The 25,162-nt window shown below is 74.0% G+C and carries 23 protein-coding genes; 14 read left to right on the forward strand and 9 right to left on the reverse strand.

Translation table 11 applies throughout. From position 1 onward, the window contains the following. Nucleotides 1–18 precede the first annotated feature (18 nt). Nucleotides 19–516, reverse strand: coding sequence for a GNAT family N-acetyltransferase (locus tag ACFVVA_RS14490; protein ID WP_387689268.1), 498 nt, complete (start codon nt 514–516; stop codon nt 19–21). A gap of 83 nt (nt 517–599) precedes the next feature. Between ACFVVA_RS14490 and ACFVVA_RS14495 the strand changes: the two genes are divergently transcribed. After that, complete coding sequence (locus tag ACFVVA_RS14495) at nt 600–1,505, forward strand: TIGR01777 family oxidoreductase (RefSeq protein ID WP_359897007.1); 906 nt, start codon at nt 600–602, stop codon at nt 1,503–1,505. Between the two features lie 534 nt (nt 1,506–2,039). After that, entirely contained in the window at nt 2,040–3,371 is a 1,332-nt protein-coding gene (locus ACFVVA_RS14500; RefSeq protein ID WP_387689272.1) for an NAD(P)/FAD-dependent oxidoreductase, read from the forward strand. Nucleotides 3,372–3,653: 282 nt separating this feature from the next. On the opposite strand, the gene ACFVVA_RS14505 is transcribed toward ACFVVA_RS14500, so the two are convergent. Further along, nucleotides 3,654–5,522 (reverse strand): regulator, encoded by a 1,869-nt coding sequence (locus tag ACFVVA_RS14505; RefSeq protein WP_387689274.1) that lies wholly within the window; start codon nt 5,520–5,522, stop codon nt 3,654–3,656. Nucleotides 5,523–5,890: 368 nt separating this feature from the next. Between ACFVVA_RS14505 and ACFVVA_RS14510 the strand changes: the two genes are divergently transcribed. From ACFVVA_RS14510 to ACFVVA_RS14540, 7 genes are all read left to right on the forward strand, one after another. After that, on the forward strand, nt 5,891–6,652 hold the full coding sequence (locus tag ACFVVA_RS14510; RefSeq protein ID WP_387689277.1) for a 3-hydroxybutyrate dehydrogenase: 762 nt from the start codon (nt 5,891–5,893) through the stop codon (nt 6,650–6,652). Between the two features lie 153 nt (nt 6,653–6,805). Then, complete coding sequence (locus tag ACFVVA_RS14515; protein WP_387689280.1) at nt 6,806–8,197, forward strand: MFS transporter; 1,392 nt, start codon at nt 6,806–6,808, stop codon at nt 8,195–8,197. Nucleotides 8,198–8,264: 67 nt separating this feature from the next. Beyond that, nucleotides 8,265–10,175, forward strand: coding sequence for a helix-turn-helix domain-containing protein (locus tag ACFVVA_RS14520; RefSeq protein WP_387689283.1), 1,911 nt, complete (start codon nt 8,265–8,267; stop codon nt 10,173–10,175). A 223-nt stretch (nt 10,176–10,398) separates the two neighbouring features. After that, nucleotides 10,399–11,169: a lipoyl(octanoyl) transferase LipB gene (lipB, locus tag ACFVVA_RS14525; protein WP_380352416.1), complete on the forward strand. Its 771-nt coding sequence runs from the start codon at nt 10,399–10,401 to the stop codon at nt 11,167–11,169. Nucleotides 11,170–11,346: 177 nt separating this feature from the next. After that, on the forward strand, nt 11,347–12,300 hold the full coding sequence (lipA, locus tag ACFVVA_RS14530; RefSeq protein ID WP_387689285.1) for a lipoyl synthase: 954 nt from the start codon (nt 11,347–11,349) through the stop codon (nt 12,298–12,300). A 211-nt stretch (nt 12,301–12,511) separates the two neighbouring features. After that, complete coding sequence (locus ACFVVA_RS14535) at nt 12,512–12,706, forward strand: hypothetical protein (protein WP_359896994.1); 195 nt, start codon at nt 12,512–12,514, stop codon at nt 12,704–12,706. A 226-nt stretch (nt 12,707–12,932) separates the two neighbouring features. Further along, nucleotides 12,933–13,631 (forward strand): DUF4191 domain-containing protein, encoded by a 699-nt coding sequence (locus ACFVVA_RS14540; protein WP_380352414.1) that lies wholly within the window; start codon nt 12,933–12,935, stop codon nt 13,629–13,631. 140 nt (nt 13,632–13,771) lie between these two features. Here ACFVVA_RS14540 and ACFVVA_RS14545 read toward each other — a convergent pair whose 3' ends face one another. Beyond that, on the reverse strand, nt 13,772–14,239 hold the full coding sequence (locus tag ACFVVA_RS14545) for an RDD family protein (RefSeq protein WP_387689288.1): 468 nt from the start codon (nt 14,237–14,239) through the stop codon (nt 13,772–13,774). A gap of 275 nt (nt 14,240–14,514) precedes the next feature. Here ACFVVA_RS14545 and glnA point away from each other — a divergent pair, with 275 nt between their 5' ends. Further along, on the forward strand, nt 14,515–15,927 hold the full coding sequence (glnA, locus tag ACFVVA_RS14550) for a type I glutamate--ammonia ligase (RefSeq protein ID WP_359896989.1): 1,413 nt from the start codon (nt 14,515–14,517) through the stop codon (nt 15,925–15,927). 99 nt (nt 15,928–16,026) lie between these two features. On the opposite strand, the gene ACFVVA_RS14555 is transcribed toward glnA, so the two are convergent. From ACFVVA_RS14555 to ACFVVA_RS14565, 3 genes are read right to left on the reverse strand one after another with little or no spacing between them, the layout of a single operon-like run. Further along, nucleotides 16,027–17,289 carry an acyltransferase family protein gene (locus tag ACFVVA_RS14555; protein WP_387689291.1) on the reverse strand — a complete coding sequence of 421 codons (1,263 nt, stop codon included), beginning with the start codon at nt 17,287–17,289 and terminating at the stop codon, nt 16,027–16,029. Nucleotides 17,290–17,341: 52 nt separating this feature from the next. Next, complete coding sequence (locus tag ACFVVA_RS14560; RefSeq protein WP_387689294.1) at nt 17,342–17,974, reverse strand: phosphatase PAP2 family protein; 633 nt, start codon at nt 17,972–17,974, stop codon at nt 17,342–17,344. After that, on the reverse strand, nt 17,967–19,292 hold the full coding sequence (locus ACFVVA_RS14565; protein ID WP_387689659.1) for a diacylglycerol/lipid kinase family protein: 1,326 nt from the start codon (nt 19,290–19,292) through the stop codon (nt 17,967–17,969). Before ACFVVA_RS14565 ends, ACFVVA_RS14560 begins: the two co-directional genes overlap by 8 nt. Nucleotides 19,293–19,574: 282 nt before the next feature. Between ACFVVA_RS14565 and ACFVVA_RS14570 the strand changes: the two genes are divergently transcribed. Next, nucleotides 19,575–20,225 carry an exonuclease gene (locus ACFVVA_RS14570; RefSeq protein WP_387689297.1) on the forward strand — a complete coding sequence of 217 codons (651 nt, stop codon included), beginning with the start codon at nt 19,575–19,577 and terminating at the stop codon, nt 20,223–20,225. Here ACFVVA_RS14570 and ACFVVA_RS14575 read toward each other — a convergent pair. Together ACFVVA_RS14575 and ACFVVA_RS14580 are read right to left on the reverse strand one after the other, a co-directional pair. Beyond that, the gene (locus ACFVVA_RS14575; protein WP_359896975.1) at nt 20,206–21,303 is read right to left on the reverse strand and encodes a PP2C family protein-serine/threonine phosphatase; all 1,098 of its coding nucleotides are present in this window, start codon (nt 21,301–21,303) and stop codon (nt 20,206–20,208) included. The genes ACFVVA_RS14570 and ACFVVA_RS14575 overlap by 20 nt on opposite strands. Before the next feature lie 169 nt (nt 21,304–21,472). Continuing rightward, complete coding sequence (locus ACFVVA_RS14580; protein WP_387689300.1) at nt 21,473–22,690, reverse strand: cytochrome P450; 1,218 nt, start codon at nt 22,688–22,690, stop codon at nt 21,473–21,475. A gap of 182 nt (nt 22,691–22,872) precedes the next feature. Here ACFVVA_RS14580 and ACFVVA_RS14585 point away from each other — a divergent pair, with 182 nt between their 5' ends. Next, nucleotides 22,873–23,229 carry an arsenate reductase family protein gene (locus tag ACFVVA_RS14585; RefSeq protein WP_387689303.1) on the forward strand — a complete coding sequence of 119 codons (357 nt, stop codon included), beginning with the start codon at nt 22,873–22,875 and terminating at the stop codon, nt 23,227–23,229. Nucleotides 23,230–23,253: 24 nt separating this feature from the next. On the opposite strand, the gene ACFVVA_RS14590 is transcribed toward ACFVVA_RS14585, so the two are convergent. Next, complete coding sequence (locus ACFVVA_RS14590) at nt 23,254–23,724, reverse strand: pyridoxamine 5'-phosphate oxidase family protein (protein WP_359896970.1); 471 nt, start codon at nt 23,722–23,724, stop codon at nt 23,254–23,256. Between the two features lie 116 nt (nt 23,725–23,840). Here ACFVVA_RS14590 and ACFVVA_RS14595 point away from each other — a divergent pair, with 116 nt between their 5' ends. Next, on the forward strand, nt 23,841–24,389 hold the full coding sequence (locus ACFVVA_RS14595) for a DUF1697 domain-containing protein (protein ID WP_387689306.1): 549 nt from the start codon (nt 23,841–23,843) through the stop codon (nt 24,387–24,389). Between the two features lie 191 nt (nt 24,390–24,580). Next, nucleotides 24,581–25,144 carry an FHA domain-containing protein gene (locus ACFVVA_RS14600; protein WP_387689308.1) on the forward strand — a complete coding sequence of 188 codons (564 nt, stop codon included), beginning with the start codon at nt 24,581–24,583 and terminating at the stop codon, nt 25,142–25,144. The last annotated feature ends 18 nt before the right edge of the window (nt 25,145–25,162 follow it).

Below are 25,162 nucleotides of genomic sequence, written 5' to 3' on the forward strand. Positions count from 1 at the left end.
GCGCGGCTGCCCTGCCGCTCAGTCGGCCAGGCCGCGGGCCATCCAGATGTCGTCCACGTACCGGCCGTCGATCAGGAACTCCCCGGCCAGCGAGCCCTCGACGACGAAGCCACAGCTCTCGTAGAGGCGGCGGGCCGGAGCGTTCCAGCCGAGCACCCGCAGGCTCATCTTGCGGGCGCCCTCGGCCCGGGCCGCCGCACAGGCCGCGTCGACCAGCCGGCGGCCGATGCCCCGGCCGCGGACGGTGCCGTCGACGGCCAGGCCCTGGATCTGCCGCACGTGCCGGTTGCTCGCCAGCCGGGTGGCCGGGACCTGCCGGATGTAACCGACGATCCGGCCGTCCAGCACGGCCAGCAGGTAGTGCTCGGGGGCGTGCCGCTCGTCGAAGAGCGGCTCCTCGACGGGCGGTTGCGGGGAGACGTCGGACAGGACGGACCAGGCCGCGTGGTTGAGGGCGGCGAGTTCGCGCTCGTCCTCGCTCCGCGCCGTACGGATGATCAGATCGTCGTCAGGCATGCGCGTCATGCTAACGGCGCATGCGGAGGTGACGGCCGGTCGGGAACACCGCGGGAGCGCGCGGGAGCTGCGAGGATGGGCGCATGCGCATCGCTGTCACGGGTTCCACGGGTTTGATCGGTTCGGCGCTCGTCCGCTCCCTGCTGGCGGACGGCCACGAGGTGGTCCGGCTGGTCCGGCACCGCTCGAAGACCGGCCCGCGGCCGGACGGCAGCACCGCGATCGGCTGGAACCCGCTGCTCGGCGAGGTCGAACGGGACGGACTGACCGGGGTCCAGGCCGTGGTGCACCTGGCCGGCGCCGGGGTCGGCGACCGCCGCTGGACGGACTCCTACAAGCGGGAGATCCGGGAGAGCCGGGTGTACGGCACCGAGACGCTGGCCGTCGCCCTGGCCGGGCTCAAGGAGCCGCCGCAGGTCCTCGTGAGCGCCTCCGCGGTCGGCTGGTACGGGCAGACCGGCGACCGGGTGATCGACGAGGACTCCCCCGCCGGCGACGACTTCCTGGCCGAGGTCTGCCGGGAGTGGGAGGACGCCGCCCGGCCGGCCGAGCGGGCCGGGATCCGGGTCGTCCACCCGCGCACCGGCATGGTGCTGTCCGCGGCCGGCGGGGCGGGCGGGCGGCTGTTCCCGCTGTTCAAGCTGGGTCTCGGCGGGCGGCTCGGCGACGGGCGGCAGTACTGGAGCTTCATCTCGCTGCACGACGAGGTGGCCGCGCTGCGGTTCCTGATCGACCACGACGACCTCTCCGGCGCCTTCAACCTCACCGCTCCGAACCCGGCGACCAACGCCGAGCTGACCACCGCGCTGGGCCGGGCGCTGCGGCGGCCGACGCCGTTCCCGGTGCCGGAGGCGGTGCTCAAGGCGGTGCTGGGCGAGCTGGCGATCGAGGTGGTCGGCAGCCACCGGGTGGTGCCGCGGCGGCTGCTGGACGCGGGTTTCCGCTTCACCCACCCGGACGTGTACTCGGCGGTGCTCGCCGCGATGTGACGGGTGCGCGGGGCGGCGTCAGGGGCACGCGCGGAGCGGGTGCCGGGCGACGGGACGGGTGCGGCCGGCGAGGCGGGTGCGGCGGGCGAGGCGGGTGCGCGGGTCGGTGCGGCTCCTGGGGCGGGTGCTGGGCGGCGGGCGCGCGGGGTGGCTGCGCGCGCCGGGAGGGTAGGCGGGCGCGCGGGTCGCGCGAAGCCCGTACGTACTCCGACGACGGTATCCGCCCTGGCCAGCGGCATATGCCGAGCGGGGCCCGAGGGGGCCCGAGGAGGGGGCGCACGGGAGCACATGGTGGGCGCGTCGCACGCCCCCGGTGACCGTACGCGCCCACCGACCCCCGAACCCGGCCACCACGGCGCACTGTCCGTGACCACTCCCCCGCCCGGTGCCGCAGGACCCTCCCCGGCCTTCGGATCCGGCCCGATGCGCTTGTCTGATGCTCACACTGACTGGGCATCACCCTCCACGGACCGTGTCCCGGCACCCCGCTGCCTGCGTCGGCCGGAGCCCCGGGACCAGGGAGGGAGCACCCCAGTGCCCACGTACGACTTCACCCGCCGCGCCCGCCGGCCGTCCGACCCGGACGTCGTCGTGGTCGGCGCCGGACTCGCGGGCCTGGCCGCCGCCCGCGCGCTCACCGGCCACGGCCTCACCGTTCAGGTCCTGGAGACCACCGACCGGATCGGTGGCCGGATGGCCACCCGCGAACAGGACGGATTCCGGCTCGACGACGGCAGTCACCTGTTGAACACCGCCTTCCCCGAGCTGCGCCGCACGCTCGACCTCGACCGCCTCGACCTGCGCCCGCTCGCGCCCGGCGTGCTGGTGCACAGCGCCGGCCGCCGGTACCGCGCCGGGGACCCCCAGCTCACCGTCGCCCGGCAGGCCGCCGCCCGGGCCCCGCTCGGCAGCCCGCTGGACAAGGCCCGGCTGGCGGGCCGGCTCGGCCGGCTCGCCGCCACCCCGGTCGGCCGGCTCCAGGCCCGTCCGGAGACCACCGCCGCCCGCGCACTGACCGGCCACGGCCTGGCCCAGCGCACCGTGGACGGCTTCCTGCGGCCGCTGCTCAGCGCCCTGCTCTCCGATCCGGCGCTCGGGACCAGCAGCCGGGTCGCCGACCTGGTGCTGCGCTCGTACGCGCGCGGACGGCTCTGTCTGCCCGCCGCCGGGATCGCGGCGGTGCCGGCCCAACTGGCCGCCGCCCTCCCCGCCGGCACCGTCCGCACCCGGGTGCGGGTCACCTCGATCGCCGCGGACGGCGTGGAGACCGCAGCGCACGGGCGGATCGGCGCCCAGGCCGTCATCGTCGCCACCGACGCCCGCTCCGCCGCCGAACTGCTGCCCGGGCTGCGGCTACCGGACTTCCACCCCGTCACGACCTTCTACCACGCCGCCGACGCCGCCCCGCTGGGCGAGGCCGTCCTGCTGCTCGACGGCGACCGGCCGAACGGGCACCCGCCGCTGGTCTCGCACTCACTGGTGCTCAGCGAGCTGCACCCGTCCTACGCCCCGGCCGGCCAGTCGCTGATCGCCACCACCGTGCTCGGGCGGCGCGCCTTCGACGTGGGCGGCCCGGCCGGTCTGGAGCCGGCCGTCCGGGCCCGGCTGGCCGAGCTGTACGGCGGCTCGACGTCGGACTGGCAGTTCCTCGGCGTGCGGCACGTCCCGGACGCGCTGCCCGCGATGCCGCCGCCGCACAACCCCCGCCGCCCGGTGCGGCTGCTGGCCGGGCTGTACGTCGCCGGGGACCACCGGGACACCAGCACCGTGCAGGGCGCGCTGGTCTCCGGGCGGCGGGCGGCACAGGCGGTGCTGGGCGACCTCGGTGTCCCCGCCGACGCCCGGGAGGTGGAGGCGGCGGCCTGACGGCCGCGCCTGTGCCCGGGCCCGGGCACAGGCGCGGGCGCGGCGAGCGGCATCGGCAGGCTCCTCGGCCTCGGCGGGCGTCGCGGCGCCCCGCCGGAACGGCGGGCACCGCGTGGCCGGTGCCCGCCGTTCCTGCTGCCGTCCCCGGCCGTTCCCGGCCGTCCGCGGGCCGCTCCGCGCCGGTGACGGCCGACGCGGAACGGCCGGAGGTCCGGGCCGGGGCCTGAGGGCCCGGACCTCCGTACGCCGGGTGCGTGGGGGCGGACCCCGTCCGCCCTTCGGTCAGATCACCCCCGCCTGCCGGGCCGTCTCCTCGAAGGCGCGGGCCACCGGGCTGCCGCGGTAGGGGGTGAGGCGGCGGTGGAAGTCCCGGACGTACTCCAGCGAGCGGGCCGAGCGCATCTCCCCCGCCGCCCGCAGCGCGTCGGTGGCCATGGTGCAGGCCTCGTCGAGGTCCCCCATGCCGAGCCGGGCGGTGGCCAGCACCAGACGGCAGAAGATCCGGCTGCGGGCGTAGGCGGGCGAACGCAGCCGCAGCGACTTCTCGGCGTGCTGCGCGGCCGTCCGCCACTGCTGGAGGTCGCGGTAGCAGTGGGCGAACTCGTCGGAGAGCTGGGCCTCGTCGAAGTACCGCGCCCAGGAGGGCAGTTCGTCGCCCGTCCGGGCCGCCGCCAGGGAGCGCTCGGCGCGCACCAGGGCGGTGGTGCAGGACCGGACGTCGCCCAGCAGCCCGTGCCCGCGCGCCTCGGCGGCGTGCATCAGCGACTGGACGACCGGCGGCACGGCGGTGCCCACGCCCTGCTGGGCGACCCGGGCGAGCTGGACCGCCTCCCGGCCGTGGCCCAGGTGGACGGCCTGCTGGCTCATCGTCACCAGCACGTAGCCGCCGAGCGCGCGGTCCCCGGCGGCCTGGGAGAGGCGCAGCGCCTGGACGAAGTAGCGCTGGGCGAGGCCGTGCGCGGCGATGTCGAAGGACGTCCAGCCGGCCAGCCTGGTGAGGTCGGCGACCGCGCCGAACAGGGCCCGGCCGATCTGTTCCCCGTAGCGGCCGCGCAGCATCGGCTCGGCCTCGCTCTCCAGGTAGCGGACCAGCGCCTGGCGGGCGTGGCCGCCGCCGTAGGCGTGGTCGAGCGCGCGGAAGAGGTCGCCGACGGCGCGGATGGCGGCGATGTCGCCGCGGCCGACCCGCAGGGTGGGGCGGGACTCGCGGGCCGGGTCGGTGTACGGCGGTTCGACGGCGACCGGCGGCCGGCGGCTCTGGATCGGCACCCGGCCGATGGTGGGGGCGGTGCCGGTGGTCCCGGCCGTGCTGCGGGCGGTGGGGGCCCCGGGGACGCCGGGGGCGGGGCCGCGCGCCGGGCTCCCGGGGGACGCGCCGGGCGCGCCCGGCGCCGGGGCGCCGGTGATGGCCGCGGAGGTGGCGCTGCCGGACGGCGGGCCGGCGGTGGCGTCCGAGCGGGTCAGGGTGGAGCCGTCCCGGGCGACCCGCTCGTCGGTGCGGCCGATCAGCCAGTCCCGGCTGGGGACGACCAGGCCGGCCGGAGTGAAGGCGATCCGGCGCAGCTCGGACTGCGGGCCGTTGTCCTTGCGCCACATGCTCGCCACGATGTCCACCGCCTCCTGCGGCGTCTCGGCGAACTCCAGGCCGGCGTAGACCGGGGCGCAGGCGTCCAGGCCGAGGTCCTGGGCGGTGAGGCGGCGGCCGAGGCGGCGGGTGAAGACCTCGGCGATCAGCGCCGGGGTGGCCCCGCGCGGCTGCTGGCCGCGCAGCCAGCGGGTGACCGAGGTCTTGTCGTAGCGCAGGTCCAGGCCGTGCTCCAGGCCGAGCTGGTCGACCCGGCGGGCGAGGCCCGCGTGCGAGAAGCCGGCCTCCTCGATCAGCGCCGCGAGCTGGCCGTTCTGCGGGGCCGGGCCGGAGTGGCCGGGGCCGCGGGGAGGGCCGGGCACGGGCGCGGCGGGGTTCTCGTGCCGGTCGGGTGTGGCCTGCACCGGCAGCCGCCGGTCGTCGGCGTCCGGGGCGTCGGCGGTCAGCGTGTCGGCGGTCAGGGCGTCGGGGGCGTCCGGAAGGGTCCGGCCGACCGTCCCTCGGTGCTGGCCGAGCGGGTCGAGCGGTCCGTACGCCGGGCTGTCGGTTGCAGGCCGTTGGGGCATGTCTGTCAACACCTCTCGGACGTCGCACCGGGCTTCACCAGCACTTCGGCGGCCCGGGGCGGCGCCCCCTGTCGGGAATCGGCGTGAATGTAGCGAGCATTCGGGCGCTATGGGTGGATCTGACCGAGCAATCCACCGAACGGGTGAAGCAACCGCGCCCATTTCGGGGAAGCGGGGCCTTCTCGGGTTTGGTCGTCCGGGGTCGAACCACCGGCCGTTCCGAGGGCTTTCCCGAGGGCCTCTCCGAGGGTCGATCCGCCGTTCGGACCCCGCTCCGGTGTCATGGCGGACGGCACCACAGCCCAGCGGACTGCTGTGGCGTTCCGCCACATGGGAGTGGGGCCGCCGGATTCCTACCGTTCTCGGCCATGGACACCTCTACTGCCCGCCCGCTCGCCGGCCGCACGGCCATGGTCACCGGGGCCGCCTCGGGCATCGGCCGGGCCTGCGCCGAGGCCTTCGCCGGGGCCGGCGCCCGGGTCTACGTCGTCGACCTCGCGGCCGGCCCGGCCGAGGAACTCGCCGAGCGGATCGGCGGCCGCGCGATCGTCGCCGACCTCGCCGACCCCGGGGCCGTGGACGCCCTGCCGGACGACGCCGACATCGTCGTCAACAACGCCGGCCTCCAACACGTCGCGCCCGTGCACGAGTTCCCGCCCGACCGCTTCACGCTCATCCAGCGCGTCATGGTCGAGGCCCCGTTCCGCATCCTGCGCCGCACCCTGCCCCACATGTACGGGCAGGAGTGGGGCCGGATCGTCAACGTCTCCTCCGTCCACGGCCTGCGTGCCAGCGCCTTCAAGTCCGCGTACGTCACCGCGAAGCACGCACTGGAGGGACTCAGCAAGACCGTCGCCCTGGAGGGCGCGCCGTACGGCGTCACCAGCAACTGCATCAACCCGGGCTACGTCCGGACCCCCCTGGTGGAGAAGCAGATCGCCGCCCAGGCGCTCGCCCACGGCATCCCCGAGGAGGAGGTGGTCGAGCGGATCATGCTCGACCGCACCGCCGTGAAGCGCCTCATCGAGCCCGACGAGGTCGCCCAACTCGCCCTCTGGCTCTGCTCCCCCACCGCCTCCTACATCACCGGCGCCAGCCTCCCCGTCGACGGCGGCTGGACCGCCCACTGAGCGGGGAACGCCCGGCGGTCAGGCCTCCCCTCTCATAGGGCAGCGCAGCACATTCGACCCCGGGACTGTGTGGGCCGTCCACATAGTCCCGGGGTCGGCCGCTTCCTACCTTGTGGCGACATCGTCTCCCCCCTGGTTCTGGAAGTGGTGGCCATGAGCACCTCCGCACGAGGTACGGCGGCGAGCAGTTCACTCCCGAGAGTGGTGGCTGCGAGCCTGATCGGCACGACCATCGAGTGGTACGACTACTTCTTGTACGGAACGGCGGCGGCGCTGGTGTTCGGGAAGCTGTTCTTCCCGCACAGCGATCCGCTGACCGGGACGCTGCTGTCCTTCCTGACCTATGCGATCGGGTTCGCGGCACGCCCGCTCGGGGCGCTGGTGTTCGGTCACTTCGGGGACCGGGTGGGACGGAAGAAGCTGCTGGTGGTGAGCCTGCTGCTGATGGGCGGGTCGACCACGGCGATCGGGCTGCTGCCGACGTACGACTCGATCGGGGCCGCGGCGCCGGTGCTGCTGACGGCGCTGCGGCTGGTGCAGGGCTTCGCGCTCGGCGGCGAGTGGGGTGGCGCCGTGCTGCTGGTGTCGGAGCACGGGGACCAGCGGCGGCGGGGGTTCTGGGCGTCCTGGCCGCAGGGCGGGGCGCCGGCCGGGAACCTGCTGGCGGCCGGGGTGCTGTCGCTGATGACGGCGGTGCAGTCGGACGCGGCGTTCCTGGCGTGGGGCTGGCGGGTGCCGTTCCTGCTGTCGGCGGTGCTGGTCGTGGTCGGCATGTGGATCCGGCTCGCGGTGGACGAGTCGCCCCTGTTCAAGCAGGCGCTGGCGGCGCAGCACAAGCGCCAGGAGGAGCGGAGCACGGCCGAACGGCTGCCGCTGGTGGAGGTGTTGCGCGACCACTGGCGGGAGGTGCTGGTGGCCATGGGCGCGCGGATGGCGGAGAACATCTCCTACTACGTGATGACCACGTTCGTGCTCACCTACGCCGTCACCCACGCCCACTTCTCCAAGCAGACCGCGCTGAACGCCGTCCTGATCGCCTCCGCGATCCAGTTCGCGCTGATCCCGCTGTTCGGCGCGCTGTCCGACCGGGTCGGGCGCAGGCCGGTGTACCTGGTGGGCGCGGTCGGGGTGGGCGCCTGGGCCTTCGTGTTCTTCGGGATGGTCGACACGAAGTCCTTCGGCTCGCTGGTCACCGCCGTGACCGTCGGCCTGGTCTTCCACAGCGCCATGTACGCGCCCCAGGCGGCCTTCTTCTCCGAGCTGTTCGCGACCCGGATGCGGTACTCGGGCGCCTCGATCGGCGCCCAGTTCTCCTCGGTGGCGGCCGGCGCCCCCGCGCCGCTGATCGCCACCGCGCTGCTCAAGGACTACGGCAGCTCCACCCCCATCGCGGTGTACGTCGCCATCGCGGCGGCGATCACCGTGCTGGCGGTGCTGTGCGGCCGGGAGACCAGGGGCCAGGACCTCATGGACGTCGAGGGACGGGACGACCGGGACGGCCGGGAGCCGGGCACCGCCTCGGCCGAAAAGCCCGCCGTCGCCTGAGGAGCGAGCCGATACGATCACGGTTTCTCGGAACCGACGGAACCGACGCCGATTGGCAGCACGCACCATGAACCACCCTCACGAAAGCGCCGCGCCCGCGCTGCGGCGGCTGCTCGACCTGCTCGCCTCCGGAGCCGCCACCGAGGACTTCGCCGACGTGCTGGCCGACGCCCGCCGCCGCGGGGCGCCGGCCGCCGTCCTCGCCGAGATCGACGACGCCACCTGGCAGGCCCTGCGCGTCCACCGCACCCTGCGTCAACACCGGCGGCGCGAAGCAGAGTTGACGGCCCTGTTCGACACCGCCGGGGACCTCGCGGCCTCCCGGGACCTGGACACCGTGCTCCAGGCGATCGTCCGCCGGGCCCGGATGCTGCTCGGCACCGACACCGCGTACCTGACCCTGCCGGACGAGGGCGCCGGCGACACCTACATGCGGGTCACCGACGGCTCGGTCTCCGTCCTGTTCCAGACCCTGCGGCTCAGCCTCGGGGACGGCCTGGGCGGGCTGGTCGCCCAGACCGCCCGCCCGTACGCCACCCCCGACTACCGCACCGACGAACGCTTCCACCACACCGGCACGATCGACGCCGGTGTGCTGGACGAGGGCCTGGTGGCGATCATCGGGGTGCCGCTGCTGCTCGGCGGCCAGGTCATCGGCGTCCTCTTCGCCGCCGACCGCACGCCGCGCGCCTTCTCCCCCGACGAGGTCGCGCTGCTCTGCTCGCTGGCCGCGCACGCCGCGATCGCCCTGGACACCGCCAAGGCGCTGGCCGACACCCGGGCCGCACTCGCCGAGCTGAACGCCGCCAACGAGCTGGTCCGGGCCCACTCCTCCGCCGTGCAGCGCGCCGAGCAGGCGCACGACCGGCTCACCGACCTGGTGCTGCGCGGCGCCGAGGTGCCGGACGTCGCCGCCGCCGTGGCCGCCCTGCTGGGCGGGGAGATAGCGGTCCTGGACGCCGAGGGCGAACCGCTCGCCGGACGCTCCGCACCCGCCGCCGAACTGGCCGAGGCGGTCGCCGCCTCCCGCGCCGAGGGCCGGTCCGTACGGCACGGCGAGCAGTGGGTCTGCGCGGTGCTGGCCGGACACGACGCGCTCGGCACCATGGTGCTGCGCGGCCGGCCCGACCTCGACGACGCCGACCGGCGGCTGTTCGAGCGGGCCAGTGTGGTCACCGCGCTGCTCCTGCTGCTGCGCCGCTCGGTCGCCGAGACCGAGAACCGGGTCCGCGGCGAACTGCTCACCGACCTGCTGACCGCCCCCGAGCGGGACCCGGGCGGGCTCACCGCGCGCGGCCGCCGGCTCGGCGTCGACCTCGCCCGGCCGCACCTGGTGCTGGTCGCGGAGCCCGCCGACGGGAAGGCCGACGACCGGGCACGGCTGGCCGGTGCGGCCCGGCGCTACCTGTTCGGCTCCCGGGGCGTCAGCGCCGAGCACGCCGAGACGGTGGTGCTGCTGGCGCCCGTCGAGAGCGGCGGCACCGACGACCCCGAGGAGACCGCCCGGCAGGCCGCCGAACGCCTGGCCCGGCTGGCCGGGTTCCCGGTCACCGTCGGCGCCGGCCGGCCGTCCGCCGGGCCGTCCGCGCTGGCCGCGTCCTACGGCGAGGGCCTGCGCTGCCTCCGGGCGCTGCGGGTGCTCGGCCGCGCCGGGGAGGGCGCCTCGGCCCGGGCGCTCGGCTTCCTCGGCGTGCTGCTCGGCGACGGCCACGACGTGGACGGCTTCGTCGGCGCGACGCTCGGCCCGCTCCTGGCGTACGACGCCCGGCGCGGCACCGAGCTGGTCCGCACCCTGCGCGCCTACTTCGACTGCGGCGGCAGCCTGACCCGGGCCAAGGACGAGCTGCACGTCCACGTGAACACCGTGGTCCAGCGGCTGGACCGGGTCGAGGCGCTGCTCGGGCGGGACTGGAACCAGCCGGAGCGGTCGCTGGAGCTCCAGCTCGCGCTGCGGCTGCAGCTGCTCGCGGGCGGCTGAGCCCGAACAGGCCGACGGGCTCGCCCGGGCCGGGCTGCCGCTCCCGGGCCGAACCGCTGCCCGGGGCGGGGTGACGGACCCCGGCAGGACGGCCGGACCCGGCAGGACCGCTGCTCATGGGCGGCCGAGGGGGTTCGGCCGGGCTGGGCGTACAGTGGCGAGGTTGGTCTCGAACGCCCGGCAAGGAGCGGCAACGGTGAGCGAGAACGTGCGTTTTGTTCGCATGGGCATAGGTGAGCGCACCGTGCCCTACCAGGAGGCCTGGGAGGAGCAGCAGCGGCTGCACGCGCTGCGGGTCGCGGACGAGATCCCCGACACCGTGCTGCTCCTGGAGCACCAGTCGGTGTACACCATGGGCAAGCGCACCAACCCCGCCGACCTGCCGCTGGACGGCACCCCGGTGGTCGAGGTCAACCGGGGCGGCGAGATCACCTGGCACGGCCCCGGCCAGCTGGTCGGCTACCCGATCGTCAAGCTGCCCGACCCGATCGACGTCATCGCCTACGTCCGCCGGCTGGAGGAGGCGCTGATCCGCACCGCCGGCGAGTTCGGCATCGGGTCCACCCGGGTCGAGGGCCGCAGCGGCGTCTGGGTGCTGGGCGAGTCCATCCCGGACGCCGTGGTGGATCCGGCGCAGGTGGTGGACATCGGCAGACTGACCCTGCGGATGGGCCTGCCGCTGGGCATCGACCCGCGACTGGCCGGCCCCGAGTACGCGCCCTCCAACGCCGGCCAGCGCGGTGACGACCGCAAGCTCGCCGCGATCGGCGTGCGGGTCGCCCGCGGGGTGACCATGCACGGTTTCGCGCTCAACTGCGACCCGGACATGACCTGGTTCGACAAGATCGTGCCGTGCGGCATCCGGGACGCGGGCGTCGCCTCGCTCACCGGCGAGCTGCGGCGCGGACTGTCCGCCGCCGAGGCCGCGCCGGTGGTCGAACGGCACCTGGCGGACGTCCTCGCCGAGTTGCCGGAACCGGTCCTCGGCCACTGACCCGCCGGGCAGCGCCGACGCACCTTCCGCCGACGGCCGCCGAAAGTCCCGGCGGCCGCTGGGAATCTACCGACCGGTAGCCATGTTGCCCTGCGATTGCAGGGCGGCAGGCCCGGCGAAGGCCGTACAACCACAGGCGTACCCTGGGGGTACCCCGTCTAGTTCTAGGAGTCGCACGTGTCCGCTGTCGCGCCCGACGGCAGGAAGCTGCTCCGCCTGGAGGTCCGCAACAGCGAGACCCCCATCGAGCGGAAGCCCGAGTGGATCAAGACCCGCGCGAAGATGGGCCCGGAGTACAACGCCCTCCAGTCGCTGGTGAAGAAGGAGGGGCTGCACACGGTCTGCCAGGAGGCCGGCTGCCCCAACATCTTCGAGTGCTGGGAGGACCGCGAGGCGACCTTCCTCATCGGCGGTGACCAGTGCACCCGCCGCTGCGACTTCTGCCAGATCGACACCGGCAAGCCCGCCGAGTTCGACCGCGACGAGCCGCGCCGGGTCGCCGAGTCCATCGTCACGATGGACCTCAACTACGCCACCATCACCGGCGTCGCCCGTGACGACCTGGAGGACGGCGGCGCCTGGCTGTACGCCGAGACCGTGCGCCAGGTCCACGCGATGACCGCCGCCCGCGAGGCCGGCCGCACCGGCGTCGAGCTGCTCATCCCCGACTTCAACGCCGTGCCCGAGCAGCTGGCCGAGGTCTTCTCCTCCCGTCCCGAGGTGCTCGCGCACAACGTCGAGACGGTGCCGCGGATCTTCAAGCGGATCCGCCCGGCGTTCCGCTACGAGCGCTCGCTGGACGTCATCACCCAGGCGCGTGCGGCCGGACTGGTGACCAAGTCCAACCTGATCCTGGGCATGGGCGAGACCCGCGAGGAGGTCAGCCAGGCGCTGGCCGACCTGGTCGGCGCCGGCTGCGAGCTGATCACCATCACCCAGTACCTGCGCCCCTCGCTGCGCCACCACCCGGTCGAGCGCTGGGTGAAGCCGCAGGAGTTCGTCGAGCTCCAGGAGGAGGCCGAGGAGCTGGGCTTCGCCGGTGTCATGTCGGGCCCGCTGGTGCGGTCCTCGTACCGGGCCGGCCGGCTGTACCGGCAGGCGCTGGAGCGGCGCGCGCAGGCCACGGTCTGATCGCGGTCCGATCACGCGTGTGACGGCGGTCCGACGGCGACCTCCCGGTCCACCGATCGGTTCGAGCCACGGGAAGGGCGGAGCTTCGGCTCCGCCCTTCCGGTTTTCACCACGCTTTGACTGGCTGGTCACGGGCTGGTAACACGGGGTGGGGACTCTGGACGCCTGGTGAGCGTTCGATTCTTCTCAGCCACGAGAGGAGCTGTTCGGCATGCGGGTTCAGATGCGGATCCGGTCGGTGGGGGTGGCGCTGCGGTTCGCCGAGAGCGTCCTGCTCGCTCCCGGCCAGCGGCACGCGCGCCGCAACGCGTGGGCGGCGGTGTGCGAGAACCGCCGGTACGCGGCGGACCGCAGGCACGACGACGCGGCGGCCCGGACGGCACAGCCGCGGCCGGTCCGGCGGTAGTGCTCCGGCGGTGACGCATCGGCGTCGGCGGCGGTGCTCCGACGGCACCGCACCGGCGTCGACGATGGTGCTCCGGCGGCAACGGACCGGCGTCGCCATCGGCGATAACGCTTCGACGTCGCAGGGCCCCCCGGCGTCGCTCTGTGCGACGGCGTGCGGGCACACGGGTCACGGTTGGGGCGAACGGGTACCCGGGCTTGGATATCCCGTACCCGTGCCACGTACCATGAGCGTTATGGCGAGGGAAACATCCGAGAACCCCGGGCGACTGAAGCAGATCCGCCTGGCGTACACCATGACCAAGAAGGTCGACACCAAGATCGGCCTGATCATCGCCGGCGTCGGCCTGCTGACCTTCGGCGTGTTCCTCGCCATCGGCTTCGCGATCGAGCATCCCGTCTACCTGGGCATCCTGGGCTTCATCGTGGCCGTGCTGGCCATGGCGATCGTCTTCGGGCGCCGGGCCGAGCGCGCCGCGTTCGGTCAGATGGAGGGGCAGCCGGGGGCAGTCGCCGCGGTGCTGAACAACATCCGGCGCGGCTGGAGCTCCAACAGCACCCCGGTGGCGGTCACCCGTAACCAGGACGCGGTCTACCGCGCCGTGGGCCGGGCCGGCATCGCGCTGATCGGGGAGGGCAACCCGAACCGGGTCCGCCAGCTGCTGGCCTCCGAGAAGAAGAAGATGGCCCGTGTGGTCGGCGACGTGCCGGTGCACGACATCGTGGTGGGCAACGGCGAGGGCGAGATCCCGCTGAAGAAGCTCCAGATCCACCTGATGCGCCTGCCCCGCGCCATCACCGCCGCCCAGGTCACCGAGACCAACGACCGCCTGCGCGCGCTGGGCGACCTGCTCTCCAAGGCGCCGATCCCCAAGGGTCCGATGCCGAAGGGCGCCCGGATGCCCAAGGGCGGCCAGGCCCGCTGATCCTCCCCCGCCCCTGACGACACGAGAACGGCCCCGCCGCGGAAGCTCCGCGGCGGGGCCGTTCCGACGTTCGTACGGCGTCGGGGGTGCATCCCGGCCTCGACCAGGGGCCGGGGCCGGGGGCCGGGTCTCGGCCGGAGCTAGATCCGGACCTCGACGGTGCCGACCGCCTTGTCGTGCAGGCCGCGGGTGTCGCGGTCCCAGACCAGCGGCGGCACCACCAGGCAGAGCAGCAGGGTGCGCAGCAGGACCTGCGGGATGGTCGCGCGGCTGCCGTCCAGCCGGACCACCCGGAGGCCGAACAGCCGCTTGCCGACCGTCGTGCCGGTGGTGGCCAGCAGCAGGGCCGCGACCACGAAGAACAGCGGGCTGGTCCACAGGTTGGCCTCGGCCTGGTCGCCGCGGGCGATCAGCCCGTACGAGATCAGGGCGACCAGCCAGCCGTCCACGAACAGGGCGCCGATCCGGCGGCCGGGGCCGGCGATCGAGCCGGGGCCCTCCTTGGGCAGCCCGAGGCGCTCGCCGCGGTGGCCGAAGTCGGCGCCCATCTTCTCGGCGGCCGCCCGGGGGCCGTCGATCCACGATCCCAACGCTTCTCTGGTGTCCACGAATCCACACTAACCGGGCTGACGGCGTACGCCGCCACCGGCTCCCCTCCGGTCGGGACATCACCCCCGACCGGGTGAATCGTCGTTCCGGCGCCTTTCCAAGTGGTCCAGACCACTTGCGGGAGGGCGCCCAGCCGGGCAGGGTGATTTGTACCGTCCCGTACGTCTTTGCCAGCCGCCCGGCAGCCGTGGTTAACATCTAGGAAACGAGCGGGTCACCGAGTGGAAACGACCCATTCCTATGGTGAGCCCAATTCGCACGCCGAGGAGGATGGATGTTCAACAACGCCGCCGAAGTGAAGCAGTTCATCCAGGACAACGACGTGAAGTTCGTCGACGTCCGCTTCTGTGACCTGCCGGGCGTCCTGCAGCACTTCTCCGTACCTGCGGCGACCTTCGACCCGTCCGAGATCCTGATGTTCGACGGCTCGTCGATCCGCGGCTTCCAGGCCATCCACGAGTCCGACATGGCCCTGGTGCCGGACCTCGCCACAGCCCGCCTCGACCCCTTCCGGGCCGAGAAGCACCTCAACATCAACTTCTTCATCCAGGACCCGGTCACCGGCGAGGCGTACAGCCGCGACCCGCGCAACGTCGCCAGGAAGGCCGAGGCCTACCTCGCCTCCTCCGGCATCGCCGACACCGCGTTCTTCGGGCCCGAGGCCGAGTTCTACGTCTTCGACTCGGTCCGCTTCGACACCAGCGCCAACGCGTCCTTCTACCACATCGACTCGGAGGCCGGCGCCTGGAACAGCGGCGCCGCCGAGGGCGACGTACGCGGCTACAAGGTCAAGTACAAGGGCGGGTACTTCCCCGTCCCGCCGGTCGACCACTTCGCCGACCTGCGCGCCGAGATGTCGCTGGAGCTCGCCAAGGCCGGACTGGAGGTCGAGCGCCAGCACCACGAGGTCGGCACGGCCGGCCAGGCCGAGATCAACTACAAGTTCAACACCCTGCTGCACGCCGCCGACGACCTGATGCTGTTCAAGTACATCATCAAGAACGTCGCCTGGCGGAACGGCAAGACCGCCACCTTCATGCCGAAGCCGATCTTCGGCGACAACGGCTCGGGCATGCACGTCCACCAGTCGCTGTGGAGCGAGGGCACCCCGCTCTTCTACGACGAGCAGGGCTACGCCGGGCTCTCCGACACCGCCCGCTACTACATCGGCGGGCTGCTGCGGCACGCCCCCTCGCTGCTGGCCTTCACCAACCCCTCGGTGAACTCCTACCACCGCCTGGTGCCGGGCTTCGAGGCGCCGGTCAACCTGGTCTACTCGCAGCGCAACCGCTCGGCCGCGATCCGCATCCCGATCACCGGCTCCAACGCCAAGGCCAAGCGCATCGAGTTCCGCGCGCCGGACCCGGCCTCCAACCCCTACCTGGCCTTCGCCGCCATGCTGATGGCCGGCCTCGACGGCATCCGCAACAAGATCGAGCCGCTGGAGCCGGTCGACAAGGACCTCTACGAGCTGGCCCCCGAGGAGCACGCCAACGTCCCCCAGGTGCCCTCCTCCCTCCCCGCCGTCCTGGAGGCCCTGGAAGCCGACCACGAGTACCTCCTCGCCGGCAACGTCTTCACCCCGGACCTCATCGAGACCTGGATCGACTACAAGCGCACCAACGAGATCGCCCCGATCGCCCTGCGCCCCCACCCGCACGAGTTCGAGCTCTACTACGACCTGTAGAGGGCCGCGGGGCTGACAGTGCGCACCGGGCGGGCGGTCCGACGGAGGTCGGGCCGGCCGCCCGGTGCGTGCTGTTTCCGGCCGCGGGGGTGGGGTGGGTCAGTAGGAGTCGGGGGTGTGCTGCTGCGGCGGGTGGGTGTCCCTGGGGGTGAAGGCGGTGGCCCAGGGGGTGGTGACGGTTTCCAGGACGCCGGGGGCCCGGGCCGGCGCCGGGGCGGGCTGCGGGGGGAGGGGTTCGGCGGCGCGGAGCTCGTCGATGCTCCTGGTCATGCCGGTCTTGAGACGGGGCGTCAGGGGCTTCTCGATGAGGCGGTGGGCCAGCCAGGAGGCGACGAGCATGCCGGCGGTGACGATGGCGACCGCCGTCCAGGGCTTGACGTCGCGCTCGTGGAGAGCACGCAGGGCGGTCCAGCCCATGGTCTCGTGGAGGAGGTAGAGGGGGTAGGTGAGGGCGCCGGCGAAGGTGAGCCAGCGCCACTGGATCCGGGATCCCCAGCCCAGGGCGACCACGATCATGACGAGGTAGGAGAGGCTGGTCAGCAGGACGGCGGGCCAGGTCGGCAGGTCGACGCGACCGAGGTAGGGGTTCACGTCCTTCTGGTGCTGGATGGTGTAGAGCACGGAGAGGATCCAGCTGATCCCGACGATGCCGAAGAGCATGAGGTTGGGACCGTACCGGTGGACCAGGTAGAGCGCGAGGCCGGCGACGAAGAACGAGGAGACCTGCGACATCGCGAAGAAGTCGAGGACCGGCCACTTGGTGCTCGCCGCGACGATGCCGGCGACCGTCCAGATCGAGCAGAAGGCCACGATCCGCCGGTAGGTCACGCCCCGCCAGACCACGATGGCGAACAGCAGGTAGAAGCGCAGCTCGATCCAGAGCGTCCAGTAGACGGCGTCGACATCCTTGATGCCCAGGCCCTCCTGGAACATCGTCAGGTTGGCGAGCACCTGCTCCGAGGGGAGCGGCTGGCGCACGAGCGGCCACACCGTGACGACCGCGGTGGTGAGCAGGACGGCGAACCAGTACGCGGGGTAGAGCCGGATGACCCGGGAGCGGACGAAGTCGCCCACCGGACGGCCCCAGCTGCTCATGCAGATCACGAAGCCGCTGATCACGAAGAACAGGCAGATGCCGGTCCACAGATAGGCGCCGAGAAAGGAAGCGCGGTGGAACACCTGATCGACCGGCTTGCCCCAGGCACTGTCCTCGGGCTTGGTACCGCCGCCGTAGCCGACGTAGTGGTGGAAGACCACCATCAGCGCGGCCAGGATGCGCAATCCGTCCAGGACCGCGAGACGGCCGCCCTTGGCGGACTTGCGGCCCGAGGAACCTGATCGTTGCCGGGGGAAAATGCTCACGGCAGAAGATAGCGCACACACGTTCAATTGCCCGGTGCAGGCCCGGAGGCGCTCACTCCGGGAGGCTCGGCGGCACGGTCCGGACGACGGCCAGGGACGCCACGGCGGCCGCGAAGCCGAGCAGCGCGCCCGCCGCGACATCTCCCGGGTAGTGCACGCCGGTGTGGACCCGGGAGTAGCCGACCGCGGTCGCCAGCGCGCCGAGCGGCAGCGCCAGCGGTGGCAGCAGCACGCCGACGGCGGTGGCGAAGGCCGTCGCCGAGGCCGTGTGCCCGGACGGGAAGGAGGCCGACTCCGGCATCGCCACCTGCCGGCCGACGGTCACCCTCGCCAGCTCCCGGTCGGGCCGGGGGCGGTGGACCAACTGCTTGCCGACCAGGTTCGCCGCCACCGAGGCCAGCGCCACCGCGCCGACCCCGGCCACCGCCGCCTGCCGGGGGCGGCCGGGCCGCAGAGCGAGCAGGGCGGAGACGGCCAACGAGATCTTCGAGTGGTCGGCGGCCCTGGAGAGCCGGCGCAGCGCGGAGTCGAGCGTCGGGGTGGAGGTGGCGGCGACGGCCGCGTAGACGGCTCCGTCGAGCGCCCGAAGGTCGGTGAGTACGGACGGCGGTACGGACGGCGGTACGGGCGGCGGGGCGGGAGGCGGGGCGGGAGGGGTGGCGTCGTGGTCCGGGTGGTCAGTCACGGGTCGGCCCCTCCTCAGTCGGGTCGGAGCCGGAACCGGAGCTGTCGCCGGCGCCGGGGTCGGAGCGGCCGAACGCGAGGGCGGCCAGCCGGCGCCAGTTCACGGACGGCACGGGGGCGGGGACGCCGGGGCGGTCGCGCGGCACCAGGACCCGCAGGGCCCGCGGGCTCAGCGTGCACACGACCGGGACGGGCATCCGCAGCGTCTCGCCGTCGACCGCCACCGGGATCTCGTCCTCCTCCGCGGTCACCTCCACCCGCCGTGCGGTCAGCGCGGTCAGCCCGGTGGACTGCGTGCCGCGCACGGCCAGGTCCGCGGCCTGGGCCGCGCCCTCCACCCGGATGCCCAGGACGCCGAGCAGGCCGCTGTCGAGCCGGGGCCGGCGGCCGCCGATGCCGAGGTCGTCGGTCGAGCCGTACGGGTTGTTGCTGACCAGCAGCGCCTGCTGGGCGGTGAGCACGGTGGCGTCGGCCCTCACGTCGACCCGCCGTACGCCCTCGCCGACCAGCAGGTCGGGCAGCAGGCCGAGCGCGGTGCCGGCCTTGGCGTCGCGGTACTCGGGGCGCTCCACGACGTCGGCGTACACCCCGAAGGAGACGGTGTTGACGAAGGCCCGGCCCGCGACCTCGCCGAGGTCGACCCGCAGTTCCTCGCCGTCGGTCAGCGCGTCCAGGCAGCGGGAGGGGTCGTCACGGTCGAGGCCGAGGTCCATGGCGAAGTGGTTGCGGGTGCCGGCGGAGATCACCAGGAACGGCAGGCCGTGCTCGGCGGCGACGGCCGCGACCAGCGCCTGGGTGCCGTCGCCGCCCGCCACGCCGAGCAGGTCCGCGCCCTCGGCCACGGCCGTGCGGGCCAGCTCGGCGACGTCGGCGGGGGCGGCGGGGTCGAGCAGGACCACCCGGGCGCCGAGTCCCTCCGCCCGCTCGACGAGCCCGAAGCGGCCGACCTTCCCACCGCCGGACTTCGGGTTCATGATCAGGACCGGTCGCAGCGGCCGGGGCGCGGCACGCCCGCGCATCGGCGGCTCCGGGCGGGCCCGGCGCAGCGCGGCACGGGCGAGGGCCAGCGCGATGCCCCAGACCAGGACGAGGAGCAGGGCCGTCAGCCACAGCTGGTGGTGGGCGAAGAGCACCAGCACCGCGACCGGCGCAGCGATCGCGACGAGCAGCCCGAACACCCGGACCGCGCCCCGGTAGGCCAGGAACCACCAGACGCCGGCGGCCCAGACGACGAGTCCGAGCAGCCCGGCCACGAGCACCAGCAGCCCGCCTTCCCCCAGCGCGAACAGCAGCACCCCGACGGCCCCCGCGGCCGCCAGCAGGGCGCAGCGGGCGAGCAGCGGCGCGCCCGCTCCCCCGGCGTGGTCCGCCGTCCGTGTCCTGTCGATCTCGTCCTCCCGTGCCGCGCCCTGGGGCGTGTCCGTCCCGGGCCCGGTCGGGCCCGGTCGTTGCCAGCAGCCTGCGCACTCCCGCGCCCGGGGGCATCCCGGCGGGCCCGTCCGGGTGACCGGGGCGACGGGTGGCGGGAAGAACGACGGGCGACGGGCGACGGGAAGGACGAGGGCGGGAAAAGCGGTTGTCGGGCCGAGTTGGATGGGGCCATGGGACACAGGGAGAAAGTCACCCCGACGGTGTACGTGTCGGTGGACGTGGAGTCGGACGGGCCGATCCCGGGGCCGTACTCGATGCTGAGCTTCGGGGCCGTGGTGGCCGGATGGCACGACGGGGACGGGTTCCGGCGGCCGCCGGCGGGGGCGGCGGCGTTCTACCGGGAGCTGCGGCCGATCAGCGCGGAGTACGTCCCGGAGGCGCTGGCGGTGTCGGGGCTGAACCGGGCGGCGCTGCAGGCGGACGGGGCCGATCCGGCGGCGGCGATGCGGGAGTTCGGCCGCTGGGTGGAGGGGGTGCGGCGCGGGCCGGGCGGGCAGCGGTACCGGCCGGTGATGGTGGGCTACCCGGCGGTGTACGACTGGCAGTTCCTCTACTGCTACCTGGTGCGGTTCACCGGCTCCAGCCCGTTCGGGCACTCCGGCTGCCTGGATCTGAAGACGCTGTACGCGGCGCGGGCCGGGGTGCCGTTCGCCGGGATCGGCAAGCGGTCGATGCCGCCGGAGCTGCTGCCGGACCTACCTCATACACACCACGCCCTGGACGACGCCCGGGAGCAGGCGGAACTGTTCGCGAACCTCTGGGAGTGGTCCGGACCTACTGGACGTCCGGAGTGGTCCGGGCCTACGGGACGTCCGGAGTGAGGGCGAGGACGGCGAGGTCGTCGGCGAGCAGGCCGGCGTACCGGTGGACGTCCTGGGCCAGGAAGGAGACCACCCGGTCGGGGGCGGTGGTGCCGAGGGCGGCGAGGCGGGGGGCCAGCGGGTAGAAGGCGCCGGCGGTGTCGCGGGCCTCGCTGACGCCGTCGGTGTAGAGCAGGACGGTGTGGCCCGGGGGCAGCGCCACGGCGACCGCCTTGCTGCGCTCGTCGGCGGGGCCGAGGTGGCCGAGGCCGAGCGGGAGCTCGTCGGCGCAGGACACCGGGGTGATGCCGCCCCCGCCGAGGAGCAGCGGGGTGGTGTGACCGCGGTTGACGATCTCGACGCAGTCCGAGCCGGGCCGGTACTGGAGCAGGACGGCGGTGACGAACAGCTCGTCGTCGCCGCGGTCGGCGGCGTCGCGCAGCACCGCGCGGTCCAGCTGGTCGGCGAGTTCGACCAGCCCGGGGGTGTCGTACGCGGCCGCCCGGAACGCGCCGAGGACGTCGGCGACGGTGCGGACCGCGCCCAGGCCCTTGCCCCGGACGTCGCCGAGCAGCACCCGCACGCCGAAGCGGGTGTCGCAGACCTCGTACAGGTCGCCGCCGACCAGCACGTCGGCCTGGGCCGGGCGGTAGAGGCCGGCCACCCGCAGCCCGCCGGCCCGCTCCGGCACCGGACGCAGCACCGTGCGCTGCAGGGTCTCGGCGACCGTACGGGCCTGGAGCAGGTTGCGGTTCTGCCGGGTGCGCTGCCAGGACAGCGCGGTGCCCATGACGCCGGAGAGCAGGGTGGCGATGTAGACCCAGACGTGGTGCTGCTCGTTGACGTGGTCCGCGCGCAGCGCCAGGCCGAGCTGGAGTGCCAGGGAGCCGGCCGTCGTGACGGCGGTCAGCACGGGGCCGTAGCTGAAGGCGGCCACCACGGGCAGCGCGGTGAGCAGGAAGCCGGCGGCGACGGCGTCCGGGACGACGGCCTCGGCGACCAGGTCCAGCACCAGCAGGAGCACCGGCAGCCAGGGCACCCAGCGCGGAACCCTGGGCTCCAGCGCCGCGGGGCGCGGCGGGCGGGGTGCTGTGCGCACGGTGGGACCTCCTGGCAGGTGGCCGTTCCGGGTGATCGGTCCGGATTGGCCGCTTTCGTCCCTCCATGCTCTCCCACGAACGGCCCAGCCACGAACGGCCGAACGTCCCGGTCCCCGGGGCCGGAGGAGCCAAATCCCCCGGCCCCGGGGACCGCGCGTCACCGGTTGGTCACCGGACGGTCACCGGCAGGGTCTCGTAGCCGCGCAGCACCAGGCGGTCGCGCCGGGTCGGGACGCCGCCCGGGGCGAGCCGCGGGAAGCGGTCGAGCAGGGCGGGCACCGCGACCTCGGCCTCCAGCCGGGCCAGCTGGGAGCCCAGGCAGAAGTGGGTGCCGCCGCCGAAGCTGAGCGGCTGGCTGTCGGTGCGGGTCGGGTCGAACACCTCGGGGCGCTCGTACCGGGCCGGGTCGTGGTTGGCCGAGCCGATCAGCAGGGTCACCGCGTGGCCGGGTGGGATCGGCAGGCCCTCGACGCTCAGGCCCTCCTCCAGCGCGACCCGGCCGGTGGCCTGCACCGGGGAGTCGAAGCGCAGCACCTCGTCGGTGAACCCGGCCGGGGTGATCGCGCCGCTGCGCAGCCCGGCGGCCGCCTCGGGGTGGCGGAACAGCAGGGCCAGGCCGTTGCCGAGCAGGTTGGTGGTGGTCTCGAAGCCGGCCACCAGCAGCAGGACCAGGTTGGCCAGCAGCTCCTCGGCGGAGAGCCGCTCGTCGTCCGCGGCGGCGATCCGGGCCAGGTCGGTGACCAGGTCGTCCTGCGGCCTGGCCAGCCGCTCGGCGGCCAGCTCGGTGAAGTAGCGGGCCAGCTCGTCGGCGGCCTCGTCGGCGGCGGCCAGCTCGTCCAGGTCCTGGATGATCTCCAGCGCGACGGTCAGGTCGGAGGCGAGGTCGCGGAAGCGGTAGCGGTCCTGCTCGGGGACGCCGAGCAGCTCGCAGATCACCCCGACCGGCAGCCGGAAGGCGAAGGCGTCCATGAAGTCCACCGGCGAGCCGTCGGCGCCCTGCTCGGCCATGCCGTCCAGCAGCCGGTCGACCGCCGTCTCCACGGCCGGGCGCAGCGCGGCGACCCGGCGGGCGGTGAACACCGAGGCGATCAGCGAGCGGACCCGGGGCTGGTCGGGGGCGTTGCGCTGGAGGATCGAGCGGCCGAACAGGGCCAGCGAGGAGTGCACGGCGTACTCGGGGGCCAGTCCGGCCATCATCTCGGCGGTCGCCACCCCGAAGGCGGGCGTGCGCAGCACCTTGTTGACCGCCGTGTAGCCGCTCACCACGAACATGCCGTCCCCGGCCGGGGCCACCGGGCCCAGCTCGCGGGCCCTGGCGTACAGCGGGTACGGATCGGTCCTGACCTCCGTGGTCATCAGCTGTTCGATGATCGCCGCGCCGTCCATGCGGTGCTCCCCTCCCGAGATCACGCTTCCTGTCCGGTCAACCGCCGTCGTGCGCGGCGGAGTTCCCGTACCCACCGGAATCGCGCGGCGGACGGGGCGGGCCGATGCGTGCGGCGGGGCGGGGCGGGCCGTTGTGCGCGGCGGGGCGGGGCGGGCGCGGGCGGCTCGGTAGGGTGGCCGGCATGGAGATCTGGATCAACCCGCGGTGCGGCAAGTGCCGGTCCGCGCTCGGCGAGCTGGACGGCGCCGGAGTCGAGTACACCGTACGCCGCTACCTGGAGCAGCCGCCCACCGCGGCCGAGCTGGTACAGGTGCTGGAGCGTCTCGGCCTGGAGCCGTGGGACATCACCCGCACCGACGAGCAGGTCGCGAAGGACCTGGGGATGAAGGGCTGGCTCCGGGAGGCGGGTGAGCGCGACCGCTGGATCGCGGCGATGGCCGAGCACCCGATCCTGATCCAGCGCCCGATCATCACCGCGGACGACGGGCACGCCGTCGTGGCCCGCACCCCCGAGGCCCTCAAGTCCGTCCTGCCGTAGGGGCCTTGCGGCCGGATCGGCCGGTCAGTGGACCTGGATCCGCTCCACCGGCCGACCCGGGTGCCAGTTGTGCACGAGCAGGTGGTCGCCCTCCACGGAGGTGTGCACCACCTGGTCGAGCTCCAGCCGGAACGCGTGGAACGGGCCGGGCGGCGCCTCGGGCAGATCGGCGGCGAAGGCGGCGAGTTCGGTCTCGTCGGTGACCTCCACCGCCCTGCCGGAGACCTTGGAGTCCCCGCCGGCCATGGTCTCGTCCCCCGGGTGCGCGTGCAGTGCGAAGCGGGCGTCGCGCTGGAGGTCACGCGCCTTGACCGCGCCGTACATCGACCCGATCCACAGGTCGGCGCCGACGAACTCGACCTCCGTGCCGCTGACCCGGGGCGATCCGTCCTTGCGCAGCGTCGCCATGACGTGGTGCTTGTTCGCCTCGAACCGGGCCCGGACCAGGGGCGCCAGATCGGGGGCCTCGTGCTCGAAATCCTGCCAGGTAGCCATGGCGCCAGTCTGGCACCCGGCACCGACGGCCGCCGTGCGCGGACGACCGGACGGGCGGGGACGACCGGACGGGCGGGGGCCGGGCCGTTGTCGGTGGCCGGTGCCACACTGGCCGGGTGACCACCACGACCACGTACATCGCCTTCCTGCGGGCCGTCAACGTCGGCGGCCGGACGGTGCGGATGGAGCGGCTGCGGGCGCTGTTCGCCGAGCTCGGCCTGGGGAACGTCCGCTCCTACATCCAGAGCGGCAACGTCTTCTTCACCACCGACGAGCCGGACCGCGCGGCGCTGACCGCGCGGATCGAGGAGCACCTGGAGCAGGCGCTCGGGTACCCGGTGCCGGCGCTGCTGCGGACGGTGGACGAGGTGGCCGGGCTGCTCGCCGCCGAGCCCTTCCGGGGCGTCGAGGTGACACCGGACGTCCGGCTGGTCGTCGCCTTCCTCTCCGAGCCGCTGCCGGGCGAATTCGCCTTCCCGTACCGCTCGCCGAAGGGCGACGTCGAGGTGCTCGGCGCCGACCCGGGGTCCGCGTACGTGGTGATCCACCTCCGGGACGGCAAGTGGGTCACCAAGGACATGTTCGGCAAGGCCTACCGGGGCACGGTCACCTCCCGGTTCCTGCACACCACGGAGAAGATCCTGGCCGCCGCCCGCAAGGCCTGATGGCCCGTACGGCCCGTACGGCGCCCCGGAACGGACCGGGCGGCACGGCCCGGAGCACCCCGCCCGGGCGGCCCGGAACGTGCGGAACCGCCCGGCCGGAAGGGGCGTCTGGACTGCCGTGACGTACGAACCCCGCACCCGTGCACGGCGTGTTCTGGACAGCCTGAGTCGGCCGCGCCGACAATTTGGCCATGACGACTCCTGAGCTCCCCACCGGCGCGGCCGGTCCGACCGGCGCGGTCCGACCCTCCGACGCCGAGCGGGACGAGGCGCTCGGGGTGCTGCGGGACGGCGCGGGCAGCGGGCGGCTCTCGCACGACACCTTCCTCGGCCGGATGGACATCGTCCTGCAGGCCACCAGCCGCGGCGAGTTGGACGCGGCGGTGGCCGGGCTGCCCACCGGCGGGCCGGTCGAGCGCTTCGTGCTGCGCACGGTCGGGCGGGCGTCCGCCTTCGGCGACCGGCTGGGCCGGGCCTGGCGCACCGAGCGGCTGCCGGGGCTGAGCCTGCCGCAGGCCGGGGCCGGGCAGTTGACGATCGGCCGGATCCCCGGTTCGGGACTGCGGCTGCACGACGCCTCGGTGTCCCGGCGCCACGCCGAACTGCGGCACGAGCAGGGCGGCTGGGTGCTGTACGACCTCGGCTCGACCAACGGCACCCATGTGAACGGGCGCCGGATAGCGGGCGGCGTACGGGTCGGCCCGGGCGACCAGGTGCGGTTCGGGAACCTGGAGTTCCGGCTCGCCGCGTTCTGACCGGCGTTCCGCGCCCGC

This window comes from Kitasatospora sp. NPDC058048 (genome assembly GCF_042885555.1).
GTDB classification, from domain to species: Bacteria; Actinomycetota; Actinomycetes; order Streptomycetales; family Streptomycetaceae; genus Kitasatospora; species Kitasatospora lactacystinica.